This window comes from Corynebacterium xerosis NBRC 16721 = ATCC 373, assembly GCF_001552415.1.
GTDB lineage: Bacteria > Actinomycetota > Actinomycetes > Mycobacteriales > Mycobacteriaceae > Corynebacterium > Corynebacterium xerosis.
The window spans coordinates 201,257-220,692 of record NZ_BCRD01000004.1 but is presented as its reverse complement, the minus strand read 5'-3'; the positions used below and the strand labels follow the sequence as shown (position 1 = coordinate 220,692).

The following is a 19,436-nucleotide window of genomic DNA, read 5'->3' as shown; positions in this document are numbered from 1 at the left end:
CCGGGGTCGGGCTCGCCGCCCGGCCCCGGGGCGCTACTCCGCGGGCTCGGCCGATGCGTCGGAAAGCGACTCGGCGGCGACCCCCGCCGGCTTGTCGTCGGCGGCGCGCTTGCGGCGCTTCTTGCGCGGCGGCGGCAGCTGGCCGGCGGCTCGCAGCGCGGCGACGTGGTCGGCCAGTGCATCGACCAGATCAGTGATGCCCGCGCGCTCCGGCATGACGTCGACGCGCAGCCCGTACTCGCGGGCGGTCGCGGCGGCCATCGGACCGATGCACGCGATGATCGTGCGGGCGTGCGGCTTGCCGGCGATGCCGACCAGGTTCTTCACCGTCGAGCCGGACGTGAAGCAGACCGCGTCGAACCCGCCGGTCTTGATCATGTCGCGGATCTCGGCGCTCGGCGGGGCGGCGCGGACGGTGCGGTAGGCGGTGACGTCGTCGACCTCCCAACCCAGGTCGATGAGGCCGTCGACGAGGACGTCGGTGCCGATGTCGGCGCGCGGCAGCAGCACCCGGTTGACGGGGTCCATGCCCTCGATGAATTCGGGGAAGACCTCGACGACGCCGGCGGCGTTCTGGCGGGCCTCGTCGGGAAGCAGCTCGGGGGTGATGCCCAACTCGCGGATGGCGGTGGCGGTCTTGTGGCCCACCGCGGCGATGCGCACGCCCGCGAACGAACGCGCGTCCAGGCCGAACTCGGTGAACTTGTCCCACACCGCGTTGACGGCGTTGACGGAGGTGAACACCACCCACTGGTACCGGCCGTCGACCAGGCCCTTGACCGCGCGTTCCATCTGCGCGGGGCTGCGCGGCGGCTCGATGGAGATCGTCGGCACCTCGATCGGGATGGCGCCATGGGCGGCCAGGCGGGTGCGCATCGGGCCGGCCTGGCCCTTCGCGCGCGGCACCAGCACGTTCCAGCCGTAGAGCGCGCGGTTTTCCCACCAGCTGTACTTCGAGCGCTTGTCGACGCCCTTGCCCAGCGTGACCACCAAGGGGCCGGACAGATCACCGGAGAGCTGGGCCAGCGTGCCCAGCGTGACGTCGTAGGTGCGCTGCAGGCGGGTGGTGCCGTGCACCGTCACCGACGTCGGCAGCGAATCCGGCAGGCCGCGATCGGAGAGCTCCTTGGCGATGGCCGCCAGATCGTCCTCGACGGCCTGCAGCACCAGCGGCTGCGGCGCGGCGGCCAGCTCGTCCCAGTCGACGTCGGCGCGGCCGAGGTCGGTTTCGGTGTACGTCGAGCCCAGGGCGATGCCGGCGAACGCCGGGACCGTCGACGGCACGGACATGCCCGGCACGATCTGGAACTCGATGTTGTTGCGTGACACGGCGTTGATCTCGGCCAGCACGTCATCGCTGGTCAGCGGGTTTCCCGCAACCAGGCGCACGACGTCGTGGCCGCGGCGGGCCTCGGCGACGAGCAGACGGCTCATCTCCGTGGCGTCCCCGACGGGCTCGCGGATGTCGGCGGCGGTCGGCGGCGCGGGGCGCTGCGGCTTGCGGCGCGACCCCGAGGCCTTGGCGTCGGCGCACAGGCGCTCGTACTCTTCCTCGGCGGCGCGCAGGACCTCCTCCGGGACCGGGAGATCAGCGGCGACGAGTTCGCGTACGCCCGGCATGACGTCCGGGTCGACGTAGGCGACGGACGTGCCGGCGAGGACTTCGCGGGCGCGCAGCGTCAGCAGATCCGGGTTGCCCGGGCCTGCGCCGACGAACAGGATGCGTCCGGCGGGCGTCGTGCGGGGGGTGCTCATCGTGGTGGAGTTGCTTTTCTTCTCGGTGAATCGGGGCGGGAACGGAGGCGGGGACGCCGGCGCGCGGGAGGCGCCGGGATCCCCGGGGGTCAACGGAGGGTGTCCCCCATGACGTCGTGGGCGCCCTGCTCCAGCAGGCGCTCGGCGACGCTGCGGCCGATGTCCTCGGCGTCGGCGGGGTCACCGGCGGCGGACTCGACCAGGCGGCGCGAGCCGTCCAGCGCGAACACGCCGGCGGTCAGCTCCAGCTGGCCGTCCTCGCCGATCTCCGAGTGGGCGGCGACCGGGGCGGTGCAGCCGGCCTGCAGCACCGACAGGATGGTGCGTTCGGCGGTGGCGCGGGCGCGGGACGCGGCGTCGTCCAGGCGGCCGACGATCAGCGCCAGGCGCTTGTCGGCGGCGCGGCACTCGACGGCCAGCGCGCCCTGGGCGGGCGCGGGCATGAGCACGTCGACGTCGAGCGATTCGGCGGCGCGGTCGAGGCGGCCGGTGCGGTCCAGTCCCGCGCGGGCCAGCACGACGGCGTCGAGGTCGTCCTCGACGCGGCCCATGCGGGTCTCGATGTTGCCGCGCAGCGGGCGGATGTCCAGGTCGGGGCGCACGGAGCGCAGCTGGGACACGCGGCGCGGGGCGGAGGTGCCCACCTTCGCGCCCTCGGGCAGCTCGGCCAGCGGCACGTTGCCGCGGGAGACCAGCACCTCGCGCGGGTCGACGCGCTGCGGCACGGCGGCGAGGACCAGGTCCTCCTCCGGCGCGGTGGGCAGGTCCTTGAAGGAGTGCACGGCGATGTCGCAGACGTCCTCGCGCAGCGCGTGGCGCAGCGCCTGGGTGAACACGCCGATGCCGATCTTCTCGACCGGGTCATGGCGGTTGGCGTCGCCCTCGGTCTTGACGATCACCAGCTCGGCCTCGTGGCCCATGCGGATCAGCGCGTCTCGCACGTGGCCGGCCTGGGTGGTGGCCAGCTCGGAGCCGCGGGTGCCGATGCGGATCACCGGGCGGTCGTCCCCGGCCACGCCGGCCGGCGAACCGTCGCCCTGGATCTCGTTGCCATGGACGTTGCTGCCCTGGATGTCGTTGTCAGCCACGGTTTCCTCCGGTTCCGGGTCGCAGAATGCCCTCGATGTCGGCCGGGCCGCTCATGCGGCCCATGCGGTTGCCGACCATCAGGTCGGCGGGGATTTCGGTGTCCGCGTACAACGCCTGGGGCGTCGACAGCGGCAGGTCGAACAGGCGCTGCAGCGCCTGCGCGTAGGACGTGCCGCCGGGCTCGCCCGACAGCTTCTTCACCTGAACGGTGGGCACGTGCAGCAGCTTGTCGACGACCCGTCGCACGGTGCGTCCGACCTCCTGCCGCTCACGGTCGGTGAGGCCCGGGGTCTTGGCCTCCAGGCGCAGCAGCTCGGCCGAGACGACTTCCGAGGCGCGCTCGCGCAGGGCCTTGACCGTCGGGGCGACCTCCAGGGCGCGCTGCGCCTGCAGGTAGCCGTCGAGTTCCTGGTCGACGATGGCGCGGGCGGCGGTTTCGTCGTCTCGGCCCAGCTCGCGGGTGGACGTCATCTGCAGGTGCTCGATGTCGAACAGCGCGATGCCCTGCAGTTCGCCGACGCCTTCCTCGACGTCGCGGGGCATGGACAGGTCGGCGATGGCCAGCGGGCCGGCGTCGCGGACGTCGTCGGCCAGCACCACGGGGCTCATGGCGCCGGTGGCGGTTACCAGGATGTCGACGTCGGCGAGGATGTCGCGGAAGTCGTCGAGCGCGATGGCGCGGGCGGGGATGCCGGCCTCGATGGAATGCGCGGCGAGGTTCTCCGCGCGGTCGACGGTGCGGTTGGCCACGGTGATGTGGGAAACGCCGGCGCGGCCCAGGTGAGTGGCGGCCAGCGAGCTCATGGCGCCGGCGCCGAGGATCAGTGCGTTGCGCCCGGCCAGGCCGTCGGCGTCGCCCGGCTGGTAGTCGGGGTTGATGGCGCGGATGGCCTCGTCGACGGCGACGGAGACCATGGAGGCGCCCGCCTCGTCGATGCCGGTCTCGGTGTGGACGCGCTTGCCGGTGTGCAGCGAACGCTGGGCGAGGTCGTGGAGGGTTCGCCCGACGGCGCCGTGCTCGTCCGCCTCCTGATAGGCGGTGCGGATCTGCCCGATGATCTGCTGTTCGCCGAGGACCATCGAATCCAGGCCCGACGCCACCGACAGCATGTGCTCGGCGGCGCCCTCGGCGTAGCGGACGTAGAGGTGGGGCGTCAGTTCGTCGACGTCGAGACCGGAGCGGTCGACTATTTCGCGGACCACCGCCGACAAACCGGCGTGGAAGCCGCGGGCGGCGACGTAGTACTCGACGCGGTTGCAGGTGGAGACCAGCATCGCCTCGGAGACCGCGTCCTCGGAGAGGAGGCGGGCGAGGGTCTTGGGCTGGTCCGTATCGGCCACGGACACGCGCTCCAGCATGGACACTGGGGCGGACCGGTGCGACATCCCGACGAGCAGCACACTCACGGCATAACCACCGCTATCCGTTCCTCCTCCATCCGGCGTCCGAATCGGCGGCCGGATCTCGATTTCCGCGGGGTCCCGACGGCCCTCGCCGTAGCAACGCGGATCTGGATCGAGGTGAAAACGGCGCGAACCGGGGCGCCGACGCCGAGCGCCGACCCCGGTGCGGGTGCCAGATCCACCGTGCCTTAGGCTCAGGACAGGCGTTGTGCGCCCTGCCCCCGGCCGTGGGCTCATTTTCAACAACGGTAGACCGTGGCGGGGATATTCCACAAACGCGCGCATCCCCCATGAAGCCCCGATCACGCCCATGCGGGGCGCTTATTCGCCGCCCACCCGGGGGAAGCGGGGGTCGATGCCCCCACCCCTATCCGGGCGCCCGGCGGCTCAGCGCAGGGCGTCGATGAGATCCTCGTCGTCGATCTCCCAGCAGGCGATCTCCTCGCCGTCGACGAGCACCACCGGCACCCGGTCGCCGAACTCCACCGCGTCCGAACCGTCTCCGGCATCGACGTCGACGATCTCCACCTCCGCGCCGAATCGCGCGGCGATGGGGCGGATCTGAGCCTCCACGCGGGCGCAGGAGCCGCAGGTTGCGCGGGTCATGAGCGTGACGACGGACATCGCGGTTCCCCTTTTCGTTGTTCGGTGGCGTCCCGGCCGTTCTCCCCGGCGGCGCGGTCGAAGGCAGCATACGATGAACGGGCACCCGGACGAACCACCGCGGGGGCCGATCGCCGGGCTCGACCGGCCGCAGATCCCGAGCTGCGCGGCGCATCTGAAGCATCTGAAGTACCCGAATCACCCGACGTACCCGAAGTACCCGAACTCACCGAACACCACTAGGACAGGCCCGTGCCCAACCCAGGATCCGATCGTCCGCCCCTGTTGCCGGGCGACATCTTGGCCGAACTGATCCCCTCGCACGGCAACGTCCGCCATTTCCTGGAAACCGTCGCGCTGCACCCGCTGGACCAGGAGTCCCAGCGGGCCGCCGGAGAGGCCGCCGCGCTGGCCGCGCTGGGCGAGCTGTACGGCATCGATTCGGACGAACTGCTCGTCGGGTTCCGGTCCGTGCACGGCGCCTCCCACGCGGCCGGCGGCATCGATCGCCTGTCCGAGCCCCACCCCGACATCCCGCAGGACGCCGGGGCCGCCGCCTTCTTCGACGTGGACAACACCCTGGTGCAGGGCGCCTCCATTTTCCTCTTCGGCGCGGGGCTGGCGCGGCGCGGGTTCTTCGACCGCGGCGAGCTCGCCGGGATGCTGTGGAAGCAGATCAAGTTCCGGGTCTCCGGGTCGGAAAACCCCGAAGACGTCGCGGAAGCGCGCGAGCAGGCGCTGGCGTTCGTCAAGGGCCACCGGGTCGACGACACGGTGGAGATGGCCGAGGAGATCTTCGACGAGATCATCGGCGACCGCGTCTACGGCGGCACCCGCGAGCTGGCGGACCTGCATCTGCAGGCCGGCCAGGAGGTGTGGCTGGTGACGGCGGCGCCGGTGCAGCTGGCGCAGGTCATCGCGAAGAGGCTGGGCCTGACGGGCGCATTGGGCACCGTCGCGGAAGTCGAGGACGGCGTGTTCACCGGCCGCCTGGTCGGCGACATCCTCCACGGCCCCGGCAAGAAGCACGCGGTGGCGGCGCTGGCGGCGTCATCCGGCCTCGACCTGTCCCGCTGCGCGGCCTACTCCGATTCCGTCAACGACGTCCCGATGCTGTCCATGGTCGGCACCGCCGTCGCCATCAACCCCGACCGGCGGCTGCGCCGCGTGGCCACCGAGCGCGGGTGGTCGATCCGGGACTACCGCAGGCTGCGGCGCAACGTGTTCACCGTCGCGCGGTGGACGGTTGCCGCAGGGTCCGTGTCCGCGGCCACCGCCGGCGCCTACCTGGCGTGGACGATGCTGCGGTCCCGGCGAGACCGGCCCCGGTAAGCGGCAGACGGACGCGCGGCCCTAATAGAAGGCGCTCTTCCGGTTGCGCAGGTTGCGCAGCAGCTGGGACTGGATCCGCCCCTTGACCTCTGCGGACAAACCCAGGATCGACACCGGGTCGTCGTCAAGCGAAGCAGGGGACGGCACTGCCCCGGAGCCCGGCCCGGGGGCCTCCATGAACTCCCCGCGGTAGCCCTCGGCCCACTCCCGCGGATCGATGGGATCGAGGACGTCGATGCGCCACTTCGACGGCAGCGGCACCGCGCCCACCGCACCCAGCCACGGGAAAAACGGCGTCGTGGGAATGTACGGGATGCCCAGGCCACGGGCGATGGACAGCACGACGTCGCGCATCAACTCCACCAGCGCCTTGCGCTCGGCCGCGCCCTCCGCCCCCAACGCCCACCCCGGCAGATCCCGCAGCGGCGTCGACGCCCCCTCGGCGAACACGTCGGCCATGCCCCACACCAGGGACTCCAGGGCCTCGTCGATCGGCGCCGCGCCTTCCGCCCGGCCGATGTTCGAGGCGTTCATGCCCTCGGCACCCAGCAGCGCCGACCCGCGCAGCACCGAACCGAGCTGCGGATAGATCTCCTCCGCACCCGTGATGGCCACCGGCACGATGGGGGCGCCGTTGCGCAGGGCCGTCGCCGCGAAACCGCCGCGGCCGAACGCCTGGAGCTGATAACGCTGGGTGTACGGCTTGCCCAGGCCGCGGTAGCCCTCGGGGAACACGCCGACCATCTCGCCGGCCCCCAGCAGATTCGCGGCGGCGTCCCGGCTCGCCCGCACCGCGCCGACCTTCACGGCCAGATCCGACACCACCGGCAGCGAAAACGCCACGTCGCCGGCCAACAACCGCAGCAACCGCCCCGACGCGCGGTGCAGCGACAACTGCGCCATGATCGCGTCGGCCGGCAGATTGCCGGAATGGTTGGCCACGATCATCGCCGGGCCGTCGGCGGGGATGCGGTCCCTGCCGTGCAATTCCACGCGGAACCAATGGTCGTGGAGCGGCGCGAGGGCGGGGAACCACGTCTCCTCGACGAACGCGAGGTCGGGGTCCGGGATCATGCCCACGACGATACCGGGGCGGGTCGGCGGCCACCGCCGCACGGCGAAGCTTCCGGACCGAGGCTCCGAAACCGCCCCCGGAAACGGCGAAACGCCCGCCCCACCGAGGTGGAACGGGCGCTGTGGGCCCTCGGGACGGGAGTACCCGCCGCGACGACCTACTTGCCGAGCTTCCGGCGCTGCACTCGGGTGCGTCGGAGCATCTTGCGGTGCTTCTTCTTCGACATGCGCTTGCGGCGCTTCTTGATGACGGAACCCATCGGCTCGACCTCGCTATTCGTTGACTTCTGTGCTGGTTATCGCGACCGACGCGTCGCCCCGGGCGCTACCACCGCGGCAAGCGGCGGGCGATGCATGGGGCGCGTCGGGCGCCAATCGGGTCAATCATAGCGGGGAGCCGGGTGCCGGGGTCAAACGGCCCCGGGCCCGCCACCGTGCGCGACGTGCGTCGAACGACCCGGGGTCCGACTATCCGGCGTCGTAGAAGGACGAATCCAGGTACGTCTTGACCGCGCTTTCGTGCACGCGGAAGGAACGCCCGACGCGAACTGCGGGCAGTTCGCCGGCGTGGACCAGGCGGTACACGGTCATCTTCGACACCCGCATGATCTCGGCGACCTCGGCCACCGTCAGAAACGTCCCGTTCTCGGCATTCGTCATTATCGTTTTCCCTTCAGCGCACTCCGCGCGCTGCAGGCTTCCCCTCCTGCAGAGACTGTGAACACGCGGTTGCTTGCTCAACCTTACCGTTATCGATGGTGCTAATGCGATACAAGGGCGCGAATGGGGCAACCGTTGCACTTGTTGCTGGTGCGCATTGCGCCCGGGGTCGGGCCCGGTCCCGCCCCTCAACTGCGAAAACCCCTCCGTCGCGTCGGGAGGGGTTTTTTCCGGCGAAATTCCGGGAGGGTGGCGCCGGGGGCGGCGGCACGGGCGTGCCGGGCCGCAGATCCCCTACCCGCCAATGCTTTACGACGGGCCGGCGTGGCCTACTTGGCGGCCGGGCGGCCCATCGAGGCGGATTTGTCGTGGCACGCGCGCATGGCGCGGATGACCGCGCGGCGCAGCCCCTCCTCCTCGAGGGTGCTCGTCGCCGCGGCCGTCGTGCCGCCCGGGGAGGACACGTCGGCGCGCAGGGACACCGGATCGGCGCCCTCGGCCATCATCATCTCCGCGGCACCGGCGGCGGTGGCCGTGGCCAGACGCTGCGCCTGATCGCGCTTGAGGCCGAGCATCACGCCCGCATCGACCATGGACTCGACGAACTGGAAGAAGTACGCCGGGCCGGAGCCGGACACCGCGGTGACGGCGTCCATCTGCTTCTCCTCGACGACCTCGACGTGGCCGACCTTCTCCAGCAGCGACTCGACGTGGGCGACGTGCTCCTCGTTGGCGAAGCGGCCGGGGGCGATGGCGTTGACGCCGCGGCCGACGAGCATCGGGGTGTTGGGCATGACGCGCACGACGGGAGTGCCCACCGCGCACACGGACTCCAGCTCGTCCAGCGTGATGCCGGCGGCCATCGAGGCGACGATGGTGTCGCCCTCGCCTTCGTCGATGACCCCGGAGATGTCCTCCAGCAGCCCGACGATGCCGTGCGGCTTGACGCACAGGAACACCACGTCGGCGCCGTCGACGGCCTGTTCCGCGTCGTCGGCGTCGACGATGCCGTACGTGTCGCGCAGCTCCTTGCGGCGCTCGGGCGATCGCTGCACCAGGTAGATGGACTTCGGGTCCACTCCCCCGTCGATGAGCCCGCCGATGAGCGCGCCGCCGATCTTGCCTCCGCCGATTACCGCAATTCGTGTCATGGTCGGCCAGTGTGCCAAAAGCGCCCCGCGTTGGCTAACCAAGGCGGGGCGCTTCGTGTGCGGCGTTCGGTCACGCCGGTGCGGTCGGGCCGATCACGTCGACCGAGTCGGCAGTGCCGACTACTGCGATCACATCATGGTGAGCACGTACGGGGCGAAGGAGACGACCAGGCCGACGACGCCGGCGAGAATCGGGGTCAGGCGGTCGCGCTCGCGGCGGAGCAGATTGACGATGATCACCAGGCCGAAGGCGAAGGCCACGGCGATGACGGCGACGACCGCCGTCGGCAGCACCATCCACAGCAGCATGAACAGCGCGAAGACCAGGCCGCCGAAGAGCAGGCCGACGATCGTCTGCGCGATCAGCAGGCCGATGCTCAGGGTGTTGTCCTCGGAGTAGTCCTCGCGGGACTTCTTGGTCGCCTTCGGGCTCGGATCGCGCTCCGGCTCCCGCTGCGGTTCGAACTCCGGCTCCCGTTCCCGCTCCTGCTCCGGTCGGGAGTCCCACGTCGCGGGGGCAGCGGCGGCGGGTGCGGCGGCGGCCAACGGATCGACGCCGCGATCGTGGGCGTCGTACTCGTGCGCGTCAAACTCTGGCGCGTCATACTCGTGCGCCTCGTGCTCGTGCGCGGCGAATTCCTCGTCGCGCTCGCGGTAGGCGGCGGGCACGTCGTCGGCGTGATCGGCCATGGCGCCGGCGCCACCCGCGGCGAAGGCGCCGCCGGCGATCGCCGAACCGTCGAAGGCCCGATCGTCGTCTCCGGAGGCGATTCCCGTGCAGTCCTCGTCGGCCGGCGCGATGTCCGTGCGCTCGCCGTCGCCGATGCCGTCACCGGCTCCGGCCTCGTCCAGGTCCTCGCCCTCGACGACGGGGATGATGTTCGTCGGACGATCGTCGTAGGCCAACGATCCCTCGAGGACCTCGCGGGCCATCGGCCCGGCCTCGGCGACCGGCTCACTGGCGGTGCGGGCGTCGTGGAACTTGGTGAACGTGAAAGTGATCTCGCCGGTTTCGTCGTTGGCCATCACGGCACGGGGGTCGACGGGAACGGCGGACGGGACGGAGAAGGGCTCGCGGGGCTCCACGGGCTCGACCGGCTCCACGGGCTCATCGGCGGGCTCCGCGGCGGCCAGTTCGTCGGCGTACTCCGCCTCGGCCGCCTCCGCGTCCTCGCCGGACTCGGCGACCGGAGCGGGCTCGTCGGCCTCGATCTGCGCGGGGTCGGCCGACTCGATCGGCTCGTCCCCGAACTCCTCGGCGGCGGCCAATTCGTCGGCGTACCCCGTCTCCGGGGCCTCGGGGGTCTCCGGGAGCTCCGCCGACGCGGTCTCCTCGACGGGAGCCTCGGCCGGAACCTCGACCTGATCGTCGTCATCGGCGACCGCATGAGCACCGCGACGCGGGCCCTCGGCCTCCACGCGCGGGATCGACCCCGTCAGCTCGGCGACGGAAACGCCGCCCTCTTCCAGGCTGCGGCGCCGCCGGCGCGGACGCTCGGCCGCGCCGTCGGAGTCACCGCGCTCCTGGTTGCGGCGCGCCAACAACTCGGCAACGGTGAGCTTTTCCTCGCTCATCTCATCCCTTTCCGTACAGGTTGCCGTCGAGTCGACGCAAAATCACGCCCTCGCGCAGCGCCCACGGGCAAATCTCCACCTGCTCGAGACCCAATGCTCGCATACTCGCCTCCGCCACGAGGGCACCGGCGACGATCTGGTGGGAGCGATTCGAACTGACGCCCTCCAATTCGGCGCGGTCCGCGGCGGTCATGCGCGAGATGAAAGCGATCAATTGACGCAGGCCCGGGGCAGTCAGCGTGCGCTTGACGCGCGGTCCCGCGGAGCTCGGCGCGGCGCCGGTGAGGCGGGCCAGCGTGCGGAACGTCTTCGACGTCGCGACGGCCAGATCCGGCTCGCCCAACGTCCGCAGATGACGGGCGGGCTCGACCAGCTCGGCGTCGATGTAGTCGCGCAGCAGATCGATCTTCTTGCGCTCCGGCGGATCGGTGTCGAACCACTCGTGGGTCAACCGGCCGGCGCCCAGCAGCAGCGAATACGCCGCATCCGGGTCCTCGTCGGTGCCCGACGTCAGCTCCAGGGAACCGCCGCCGATGTCCAGGTTGACGATGCGCCCGGCCGACCAGCCGTACCAGCGGCGGACCGCCAGGAACGTCAGGCGGGCCTCGTCCTCGCCGGAGAGGATCTCCAGGCGGATGCCGGTTTTCTTCTCCACGTGATCCAGCACGTGGTCGGAATTCCGGGCATCGCGGACCGCCGAGGTGGCGAAGCTGATCATCTCTTCGCACCGCATCTGGTCGACGAGGCCCTTGGCCTCGGCGACGTAGCCCGTGAGCTTGTCGATGCCCTTCTTCGACAGATCATTGTCATCGTCGAGGTACTCGACCAGCTTCATCGTCGACTTCGTATCGCTCATCGGGGTGGGGTGCCCGCCACGGCGGGCATCGACCATCACCAAATGAACGGTATTGCTGCCAACGTCCAATACACCTAATCGCACGAGTCTCAGGGTAGACGGTCTACCGTGATCCGGTGTGAATCAGCTCCACCCCCGCGCCGGACGCGGAACCGCTCCCTCGCCCGCGGAAGTCGCCCCCGATTTCCCCCGCGAGTGGTTCGAGTTCACCAACCCGGACGACCCCGACCACGTGATCAGCTGCGACCTGACGTGGCTGCTCTCCACCTACGCCTGCGTTTTCGGCACCGACGCCTGCCGGGGAATCGATTCCGGCAACGCGGACGTCGGCTGCTGCGGCCATGGCGCGTTCCTCTGCGACGAGGACGACCGGGACCGTCTCGTCGCCACGGTCCGGGCCATGGAGGCCGACGCCGGGGACGGGCCGTCGGAAAGCGGATGGTGGCAGAACCGGCCGTCCGCCGTCACCGGCTGGCTCCGCGACATCGACTCGGACGCGGAAGAACCGCTCGAACCCTGGCTGGAGTGGGATGAGCTTGACGACGACGACGGAAACCCCGAGCCGGCGCTGAAGACCCAAGTGCTCGACGGCGCCTGTATCTTCGCCAATCGCGCCGGGTGGCCGGGAGGGGCCGGCTGCGCGCTGCACCAGTGGGCGGTCGCCCACGACGTCGACCACGTCAAGGCCAAGCCCGACGTGTGTTGGCAACTGCCCCTGCGCCGCCTGGAGGCCTACGAGGAGCGGCCCGACGGCCACGAGATCCTGCGCACCACCATCACCGAATACGACCGGCGCGGCTGGGGCGGTGGCGGCGAGGACTTCGACTGGTACTGCACCGGGGATCCGGGCGCGCACGACCACGCGGACGCCATCTGGAAATCGCACCGGTCCGAGCTCGTCGAGCTCATCGGCGAGGCCTGCTACGCGGTGCTCGCCGACCACTGCCGCGCCCGCGAAGCCGCCGGTCGCGCGAAGGCCTTCGGGCCGTCGGGCTATCCGCTGCTGTCCATCCACCCGGCGACGCGGGCGGCAAAGGAGGGGCTGGCCGCCGACGAGGTCTGACGGCATCCGGGGCCGTGGATCATGCAACGGCCCATTGCAGCCCCCACCGCTGCCCGCCCGCTGCCCGCCCGCTGACCGCCCGCGGACCGCCCGCGGACCGCCCACCGCTCGCCCGACTATGGCTCTACGGCTCCCGTTATTCTTCGAACTTGTAGCCCAAACCGCGGACGGTCACCAGGTGGCTCGGGCGGGAGGGATTGACCTCGATCTTCGAGCGCAGGCGCTTGATGTGCACGTCCAGGGTCTTGGTGTCGCCGACGTAATCGGCGCCCCACACCCGGTCGATGAGCTGCCCGCGGGTGAGCACCCGCCCGCTGTTGCGCAGGAGGTACTCCAGGAGATCGAACTCCTTCAGCGGCATGGACACCGGATCACCGTCGACGGTGACGACATGACGCTCGACGTCCATGACCACGCGGCCACCGCGCAGGACGTCCTCCTCCAGCTCCTCCTCCTCGAACTCCGGCTCGCCGCCGCGGCGCAGCACTGCGCGGATGCGGGCGATGAGCTCGCGGGAGCTGTACGGCTTGGTCACGTAGTCGTCCGCGCCGATCTCCAGGCCCACGACCTTGTCGATTTCGCTGTCGCGGGCGGTGACCATGATGACCGGCACATTCGAGCGCAACCGGATGTTCTTGCACACCTCGGTGCCGCTCATGCCCGGCAGCATCAGGTCCAGCAGGACGATGTCGACGTGATTGGCCTCGAACTCCGCCAGCGCGGTCGGGCCGTCGCCCGCGATGCGGACCTCGAACCCCTCCTTCTTCAACAGGAACGCCAGGGGTTCGGCCAGGGCCGCTTCGTCTTCGACGATGAGAACGGAGGTCACGGGTGGATCATCCTTCCTTCTTCAGGGCCGGCAGCTCGAGGGTGAAAGTCGAACCCGTGCCGGGCCTGCTCCAGATCTTAATGGCGCCCTTGTGGTTGGCCACGACGTGCTTGACGATGGCCAGCCCCAGGCCGGTGCCGCCGGTGGAACGGGAACGGGCCTTGTCGACGCGGAAGAAACGCTCGAAAATGCGCTCCTGGTCGGCCAGCGAAATGCCGATGCCGCGGTCGGTGACGCGGATGGCGACGGTGTCCCCGTCCATCATCTTCACCGACACGCTCACCGGCGTCTGCTCCGGCGAATAATTGACGGCGTTGGTGATCAAGTTGGACACCGCGGTGATGAGCAGCGAACGATCGCCCATCACCATCAGCCCCTCCTCGCAATCGGTGCCCACCGCGATGCCGGCCTGATCCGCGAGGATCTTAGTCCGGTGCACCGCCGCATCGACGATCTCCGCCACCGACAACGGCTCCATGTCCGGCAGCGCCTCGGCGCCCTGCAGCTTCGACAGCGAAATCAGCTCGGTGATCATCATGGACAAGCGCTTCGCCTCGCCCGTCAGGCTCTCGCTGAACCGCTCCACGGCCTCCGGATCGCCCTTGGCCTCCGCCAGCGCCTCGACCAACAGGCTCATCGCGCCGACCGGGGTCTTCAGCTCATGCGAGACGTTGGCCACGAAATCGCGCCGCGCCGCCTCCATGCGCACCAGCTCCGACTCGTCGGTGGCGTACAGCACCACGAACCTGTCGTCCGCCAGGGTCAACGGGCTGACCAGGCAGCGCACCGACTTGTCCGGCGCACCGGACCGGCGGGCGGGGATGACCAGGTTGAGCTCCTGCTCCTCCTGCGTGTCGAACACCCGCAGCGCCGCCTCCCAGCCGAGATCGTGGAGCACGCGCTCGTGCATGAGCCCCAGCTGATGGGCCTGCGGATTGGACAGCAGCACGTCGCGCGAAATGTCGACGACGACCACGCCGGTCGGGGCGCCCTGGATGGCCAGGTGCAGGACCTGGGCGATGGTGGTCACCCGCTCCTCCGCGCCCGACCTCTTCTTCGACACCGATTTCACCACCCCCGCGACGGCACCGCCCCCGATGAGAATCGCGGCCATGACGGCCGCGCCCACTAGCGCCGCGAGAATGGTAGATGTCACGCGAACCACCATAACCCCGATCACAAACCCCCGCCGAGTGAGCGAAAGTCACCGATTCCGCGGCACCCGGACGCCACGCGGGCCGACGCAAAGCACCCGGACGCGCGAAAGGGCCGCACCCGCCATGCGGGCGCGGCCCCCAACGGGCTCTCGGAAGAAACCGGCGTTACTACTTGTTGCCCTGGTTGGCCACGGCGGCGGCGCCGGCGGCGGCGGCCTCCGGGTCCAGGTAGGTGCCGCCCGGGTTCAGGACCTTGCCGTCGGCGTCGAACTCGTAGATCAGCGGGATGCCGGTCGGCACGTTGACCTCGGCGATGTCCTCCGGCGTGATGCCGTCCAGGTACATCAGCATGGCGCGCAGCGTGTTGCCGTGCGCGGCGAGCATGACCGTCTCGCCGTTCTTCAGGCGGGTCATGATCTCGGCCTCGAAGTACGGGATCAGGCGCTTTTCGACGTCCTGCAGGCACTCGGTCTTCGGCGCGTTCTCGACGTTCGCGTAACGCGGGTCGTTGGCCTGCGAGTACGGCGAATCATCGGCCAGCTCCGGCGGCGGGGTGTCGTAGGAACGGCGCCACGTCATGAACTGCTCCTCGCCGTACTTCTCCTTCGTCTCCGCCTTGTTCAGGCCCTGCAGCGCACCGTAGTGGCGCTCGTTGAGGCGCCAGTCGCGGACGACGGGGATCCACAGGCGGTCGGCGACGTCCAGCGCGATGTGCGCGGTGTTGATCGCGCGGCGCAGCAGCGACGTGTACAGGATCGTCGGCTCGAGGCCGGCTTCGACCATCATTTCGCCGGCGCGGACGGCCTCGGCGCGGCCCTTGTCGGTCAGCGGGACGTCGTACCAGCCCGTGAACTGGTTGGATGCGTTCCATTCGCTCTGGCCATGGCGGACGAGAATCAGTTTTCCGGTGCTCATGACCCCAATTGTGCCCTATCCCGGCAGCTCTCGCCGCCGCTCCCCCTGATCGGAGAGCGCCCGGCGCGCCCGCCCCGGTACGCCGCGCCCCACTCCCTGCGCACCGCGCCCTACTCCCCGGCCAGGTGGCGGAACTGCTCGAGATTGGCCAGCGATTCGCCCCGGTCGACGCGCCACTCCCATTCCTTCTTGATGGACGACGCGAACCCGCGCTCGAGGATCTTGTTGAAGTCCCCGTCGGAGGCCTCCAGCACCTGCCCGAGCAGGCGATCGAGGTCCTCGTCGGCCAGCGACGGCGGCAACTGGCCCACCAGATAAATGTCGCCCTGCGCGTCGACGGTATACGCGATGCCGAACAGGCGGCGATTGCGCTGCAGCAGCCATTCGTGCACCCCGGCGTGGTTCTCCTCCGGATTGCGGCACACGAAGGCCTCGATGCGCAGGGAATCCGGCGCCGGCGTCAGCAGGCACACGGTCTTGAGCTTGCGGGTTCCCGGCAGCACCACGATCGCCGAGCTCTCGGCGGTCTTGTGCTCGACGCCCATGCGCTCCAGCTGCGCGGTCAGCGCGGCCAGGCCCCCGGCGGTCGCCCCGGTCGTTTCGTCGGCCATGTCAGCGCGTCCCTTCGGCTTCGCGGGGTTCGCAATCGTCGTCGTCGATCCCCGTCAACGCCCGATCGTAAACGGACAAGAGCTTGTCGACGGTGCGTTCCCACGAGAATTCCTCCGCATGGGAGGGAGCGGCCGAGGCCATCTCGAGGCGCCGGGCGTCATCGTCGAGAAGCGATTCCAGCGCGTCCGCCCACGCATCGGGCGCGTGCCCGTCGACCAGGACCCCCGTCTCCCCGTCCGCGACGGCGATGGGCAACCCGCCCACGCGCGCGGCGACGACCGGGGTGCCCGTCGCCTGCGCCTCCATCGCCACCAGGCCGAAGGACTCGTTGTAGCTGGGCACGGCGACGACGTCGGCGGCGCGGTAGAGGCTGACCAGCTCCTCCGGCGGGCGCGGCAGCAGGAACCGGACGACGTCGCCGAGCTGCAGCTCTTCGGCGAGTTCCAGGAACTCGTCGGGGCGCTCCAACCCGGTGCCCGACGGCCCGCCGCAGATGATCACCTTCAGGTTGTGCCGCGGGCGACGGCGCACCAGTTCCGCCACGGCGCGCAGCAGGATTTGCGGGCCCTTGAGCCGCTGCAGCCTGCCGACGAAGAGAACGACCTTCGCATGCAGCGGGATGCCCAGTTCACGACGGCTGCGCTCCGTCGCGCGGTCGCTGCCCGGGCCGTACATGTGCACGTCGACCCCCGGCGGGATGACCTCGATGCGGGAGGCGTCGGCGTCGTAATGCTCCGTGAGATTGCCCTTTTCCTCGTCGGTGTTGACCACCATGACGTCGGCGTTGTCCGAGATCTGCTGCTCGCAGATGCGGCGCGACTCCGGCTCCGGGGAATCACCCTCGGCGAGGTGGAGGTTCTTCACCGCGGCCAACGTGTGGGCGGTGTGGACCAGCGGGACGCGCCACAGGTCGCGCAGCAGCCAGCCGACCTGGCCGGAAAGCCAATAGTGGGAATGGACCACGCAATAGCGCAGGCCATGGCAGCGCGCGAAGGTGAGGACCCCGCCGGTGAAAGCCGCGAGCTGAGTGGGCAGCTCCGACTTCGCGATGCCCTCGTACGGCCCGGCGACGACGTTGATCACCCGCAGGCCCGGCGCGACCTCCACGATCTCGCCCTGGCTGGGACGGGTGGCGCGGGTGAACACGTCCACCTCGACGCCCCGCGCCGCCAATTCGCGGCAGGTGCGCAGGACGTAGACGTTCATGCCGCCGGCGTCGCCGGTGCCCGGCTGCTCCAGCGGCGACGTATGCATGGAGATCACCGCGACACGCTTGGGCAGGACCCCGGCGTGCGCCTCGTTGTGGCCGTTCATGGCTCCACAATGCCCGTCGTAAAGCAGGGTCCGCAAACACCCTTCACCGGGAGGGCGCCCGGGATTTCACTTCGGGTGCACTCGCCGCGGCCCGCCCGCGTCGGCGCCGGCCCGAATTCTGGGACAGTTGAGGTGAACGGCGGCGCCGTGCGCTGTGCGGCGCCGGCGGCAGCGCATCACGCGAACGGCGGCAGCGCAACTGCGTCGATATTGAAATGATGATAAGTTACGCTCCAGTAAGTTACGAAGGAGGCACCTCATGAGCGCATCGGCCAACAGGACCTGGCTCGAGCATTATCCGGAGTGGACCGACCACCACCTGGACTACGGCGACACCACCCTCATCGACGTCTACGACCAGGCGGTCGAGCAGTACCCGGATCGCATCGCGCTGCGGTTCTTCGGCCGCGGCTGGACCTACACGGAACTCGACGAGCAGGTCCGCCGCGCCGCCGCCGGACTGCGCGCCCTCGGCGTGCGCCGCGGCGACCACGTCGCCCTGGTGATGCCCAACTGCCCGCAGCACGTCATCGCCTACTGGGCGGTGCTGCGCCTGGGCGCCATCGTCATCGAGCACAACCCCCTCTACACCGCCCACGAACTGCGCCACCCCTTCAACGACCACGGCGCCCGCGTCGCCGTCTGCTGGGACAAGGCCGTGCCGGTCCTGGAGGAGCTGCGCCGCGACACGCCGCTGGAGACGATCATCGGCGTCGACATGCGCCGCGACCTGCCGTGGGTGATGCGCACCGCACTGAAGCTGCCGATCCCGGCGCTGAAGGCCTCCCGCGACAAGCTCCACGCCCCCGCCCCGCAGGTCATGGGCTTCGACGCCGTGCTCGGCGACGCGGTCGGCGGCGACGGCCGCGACATCGAGTCACCCACCGACGTCGGCATCGACGACGTCGCGGTGATCATGTACACCTCCGGCACCACCGGCACCCCGAAGGGTGCGCAGCTCAAGCACCGCGGCCTGGTCGCCAACATCATCATGGGCAGGGCGTGGGTGCCGGGCCTGGGCGAAGAGAAGGAAACCGTTCTCGGCGTCCTGCCCCTGTTCCACGCCTACGGCCTGACCATCGTCAACAACCTGGCCATGCTCATCGGCGCCGAGCTGGTCCTGGTCCCGGCGGCCGAGATGGACCTGATCATGAAGGTCATGAAGTCGCACCGCCCGACGTGGGTGCCGGGCGTGCCGACGCTGTACGAGAAAATCATCAACGCCGCCGAAGAAAAGAACATCGACATCACCGGCGTGAAGTACTCCTTCTGCGGCGCCTCGACGCTGCCCGTGTCGATCGTGGAGAAGTGGGAGCGCCTGACCGGCGGCCGACTGGTGGAGGGCTACGGCCTGACCGAGACGTCGCCGATCATCGTGGGCAACCCGATGGACGGCAACCGCCGCCCGGGTTACGTGGGCATCCCCTTCCCCGACACCGACATCGCGGTCGTGGACCCGGAGAACCCGACCGAGCACGTGCCGGACGGCAGCGAAGGCGAGGTCATCGTCCGCGGCCCGCAGGTCTTCGCCGGCTACCTCAACCGCCCGGAGGACACCGAGGAGTCCTTCACCGACGGCCCCGACGGCGCCGCGGAGGGCCGCTGGTACCGCACCGGCGACGTCGGCGTGCTGGAGGAGGACGGCTTCCTGCGCCTGGTGGCGCGCATCAAGGAGGTCATCATCACCGGCGGCTTCAACGTCTACCCCGCCGAGGTCGAGAGCGTGCTGTTGGAGCACCCGGACATCGTCGACGCGACGGTGGTGGGCCTGCCCCGCGAGGACGGCTCCGAGCTGGTCATCGCGGCTGTGTCCCTGGCCGAATACGCGAACCTGGACATCGACGCGTACCGCCAGCACGCCCGCGCGAACCTGACGGGTTACAAGGTGCCGCGCGCGTTCTTCCACCTCGACGAGATGCCGCGCGACCAGATGGGCAAGATCCGCCGCCGCGACGTCCGTGACGTGCTTCTCGAGCAGCTCGAGGAGTCCGGCCGCAGCGTCGAGTCGCTGATGAAGCGCCGCTGATCCGCCGGGGCGCCCGGCCCC

The 19,436-nt window shown here is 70.1% G+C and carries 18 protein-coding genes; 3 read left to right on the top strand and 15 right to left on the bottom strand.

Going from position 1 to position 19,436, the window contains the following annotated elements; all coding sequences use genetic code 11:
• Positions 1-33 precede the first annotated feature (33 nt).
• From CX1_RS08245 to CX1_RS08230, 4 genes are all read right to left on the bottom strand, one after another.
• Positions 34-1,755, bottom strand: coding sequence for a bifunctional uroporphyrinogen-III C-methyltransferase/uroporphyrinogen-III synthase (locus tag CX1_RS08245; protein ID WP_082719237.1), 1,722 nt, complete (start codon positions 1,753-1,755; stop codon positions 34-36).
• Between the two features lie 89 nt (positions 1,756-1,844).
• Positions 1,845-2,750, bottom strand: coding sequence for a hydroxymethylbilane synthase (gene hemC / locus CX1_RS08240; RefSeq protein ID WP_060925540.1), 906 nt, complete (start codon positions 2,748-2,750; stop codon positions 1,845-1,847).
• A gap of 85 nt (positions 2,751-2,835) precedes the next feature.
• Positions 2,836-4,251: a glutamyl-tRNA reductase gene (locus CX1_RS08235; RefSeq protein WP_046651144.1), complete on the bottom strand. Its 1,416-nt coding sequence runs from the start codon at positions 4,249-4,251 to the stop codon at positions 2,836-2,838.
• 384 nt (positions 4,252-4,635) lie between these two features.
• Positions 4,636-4,872, bottom strand: a complete 237-nt coding sequence (locus CX1_RS08230; protein ID WP_046651145.1) for a glutaredoxin family protein — start codon at positions 4,870-4,872, stop codon at positions 4,636-4,638.
• Between the two features lie 231 nt (positions 4,873-5,103).
• On the opposite strand from CX1_RS08230, the gene CX1_RS08225 reads away from it, so the two are divergent.
• Complete coding sequence (locus tag CX1_RS08225) at positions 5,104-6,183, top strand: HAD family hydrolase (RefSeq protein WP_046651146.1); 1,080 nt, start codon at positions 5,104-5,106, stop codon at positions 6,181-6,183.
• 21 nt (positions 6,184-6,204) lie between these two features.
• Here the strand turns inward: CX1_RS08225 and CX1_RS12680 are convergent, their stop codons facing one another.
• The 6 genes from CX1_RS12680 to CX1_RS08200 all read right to left on the bottom strand — a co-directional run bounded on the left by CX1_RS12680 (position 6,205) and on the right by CX1_RS08200 (position 11,583).
• Entirely contained in the window at positions 6,205-7,257 is a 1,053-nt protein-coding gene (locus CX1_RS12680) for a lysophospholipid acyltransferase family protein (protein ID WP_060925515.1), read from the bottom strand.
• Positions 7,258-7,415: 158 nt separating this feature from the next.
• Positions 7,416-7,517, bottom strand: a complete 102-nt coding sequence (locus CX1_RS12070; protein ID WP_003855542.1) for a 30S ribosomal protein bS22 — start codon at positions 7,515-7,517, stop codon at positions 7,416-7,418.
• A 208-nt stretch (positions 7,518-7,725) separates the two neighbouring features.
• A complete protein-coding gene (locus tag CX1_RS08215) occupies positions 7,726-7,917 on the bottom strand; it encodes a helix-turn-helix domain-containing protein (RefSeq protein ID WP_035120050.1) in 192 nt (63 codons plus the stop codon).
• A gap of 329 nt (positions 7,918-8,246) precedes the next feature.
• Positions 8,247-9,068: a pyrroline-5-carboxylate reductase gene (gene proC / locus CX1_RS08210; protein WP_060925539.1), complete on the bottom strand. Its 822-nt coding sequence runs from the start codon at positions 9,066-9,068 to the stop codon at positions 8,247-8,249.
• Between the two features lie 129 nt (positions 9,069-9,197).
• Positions 9,198-10,643, bottom strand: coding sequence for an Rv0497 family membrane protein (locus tag CX1_RS08205; protein WP_046651147.1), 1,446 nt, complete (start codon positions 10,641-10,643; stop codon positions 9,198-9,200).
• Between the two features lies 1 nt (position 10,644).
• Complete coding sequence (locus CX1_RS08200) at positions 10,645-11,583, bottom strand: Ppx/GppA family phosphatase (RefSeq protein ID WP_082719236.1); 939 nt, start codon at positions 11,581-11,583, stop codon at positions 10,645-10,647.
• A 34-nt stretch (positions 11,584-11,617) separates the two neighbouring features.
• Between CX1_RS08200 and CX1_RS08195 the strand changes: the two genes are divergently transcribed.
• Complete coding sequence (locus CX1_RS08195; protein WP_046651149.1) at positions 11,618-12,562, top strand: DUF3109 family protein; 945 nt, start codon at positions 11,618-11,620, stop codon at positions 12,560-12,562.
• 136 nt (positions 12,563-12,698) lie between these two features.
• Here CX1_RS08195 and CX1_RS08190 read toward each other — a convergent pair whose 3' ends face one another.
• The 5 genes from CX1_RS08190 to mshA form a co-directional block, all read right to left on the bottom strand.
• Complete coding sequence (locus CX1_RS08190) at positions 12,699-13,391, bottom strand: response regulator transcription factor (RefSeq protein ID WP_046651150.1); 693 nt, start codon at positions 13,389-13,391, stop codon at positions 12,699-12,701.
• A 7-nt stretch (positions 13,392-13,398) separates the two neighbouring features.
• Positions 13,399-14,547 carry a sensor histidine kinase gene (locus CX1_RS08185; protein ID WP_046651213.1) on the bottom strand — a complete coding sequence of 383 codons (1,149 nt, stop codon included), beginning with the start codon at positions 14,545-14,547 and terminating at the stop codon, positions 13,399-13,401.
• Between the two features lie 169 nt (positions 14,548-14,716).
• Complete coding sequence (locus CX1_RS08180; protein ID WP_046651151.1) at positions 14,717-15,463, bottom strand: phosphoglyceromutase; 747 nt, start codon at positions 15,461-15,463, stop codon at positions 14,717-14,719.
• A gap of 110 nt (positions 15,464-15,573) precedes the next feature.
• Positions 15,574-16,074, bottom strand: a complete 501-nt coding sequence (locus tag CX1_RS08175; RefSeq protein WP_052753305.1) for a type III secretion system chaperone family protein — start codon at positions 16,072-16,074, stop codon at positions 15,574-15,576.
• A 1-nt stretch (position 16,075) separates the two neighbouring features.
• Positions 16,076-17,389, bottom strand: a complete 1,314-nt coding sequence (gene mshA, locus CX1_RS08170) for a D-inositol-3-phosphate glycosyltransferase (RefSeq protein ID WP_046651152.1) — start codon at positions 17,387-17,389, stop codon at positions 16,076-16,078.
• Between the two features lie 259 nt (positions 17,390-17,648).
• On the opposite strand from mshA, the gene CX1_RS08165 reads away from it, so the two are divergent.
• A complete protein-coding gene (locus CX1_RS08165; protein ID WP_060925514.1) occupies positions 17,649-19,415 on the top strand; it encodes a long-chain-fatty-acid--CoA ligase in 1,767 nt (588 codons plus the stop codon).
• Positions 19,416-19,436: the final 21 nt, after the last annotated feature.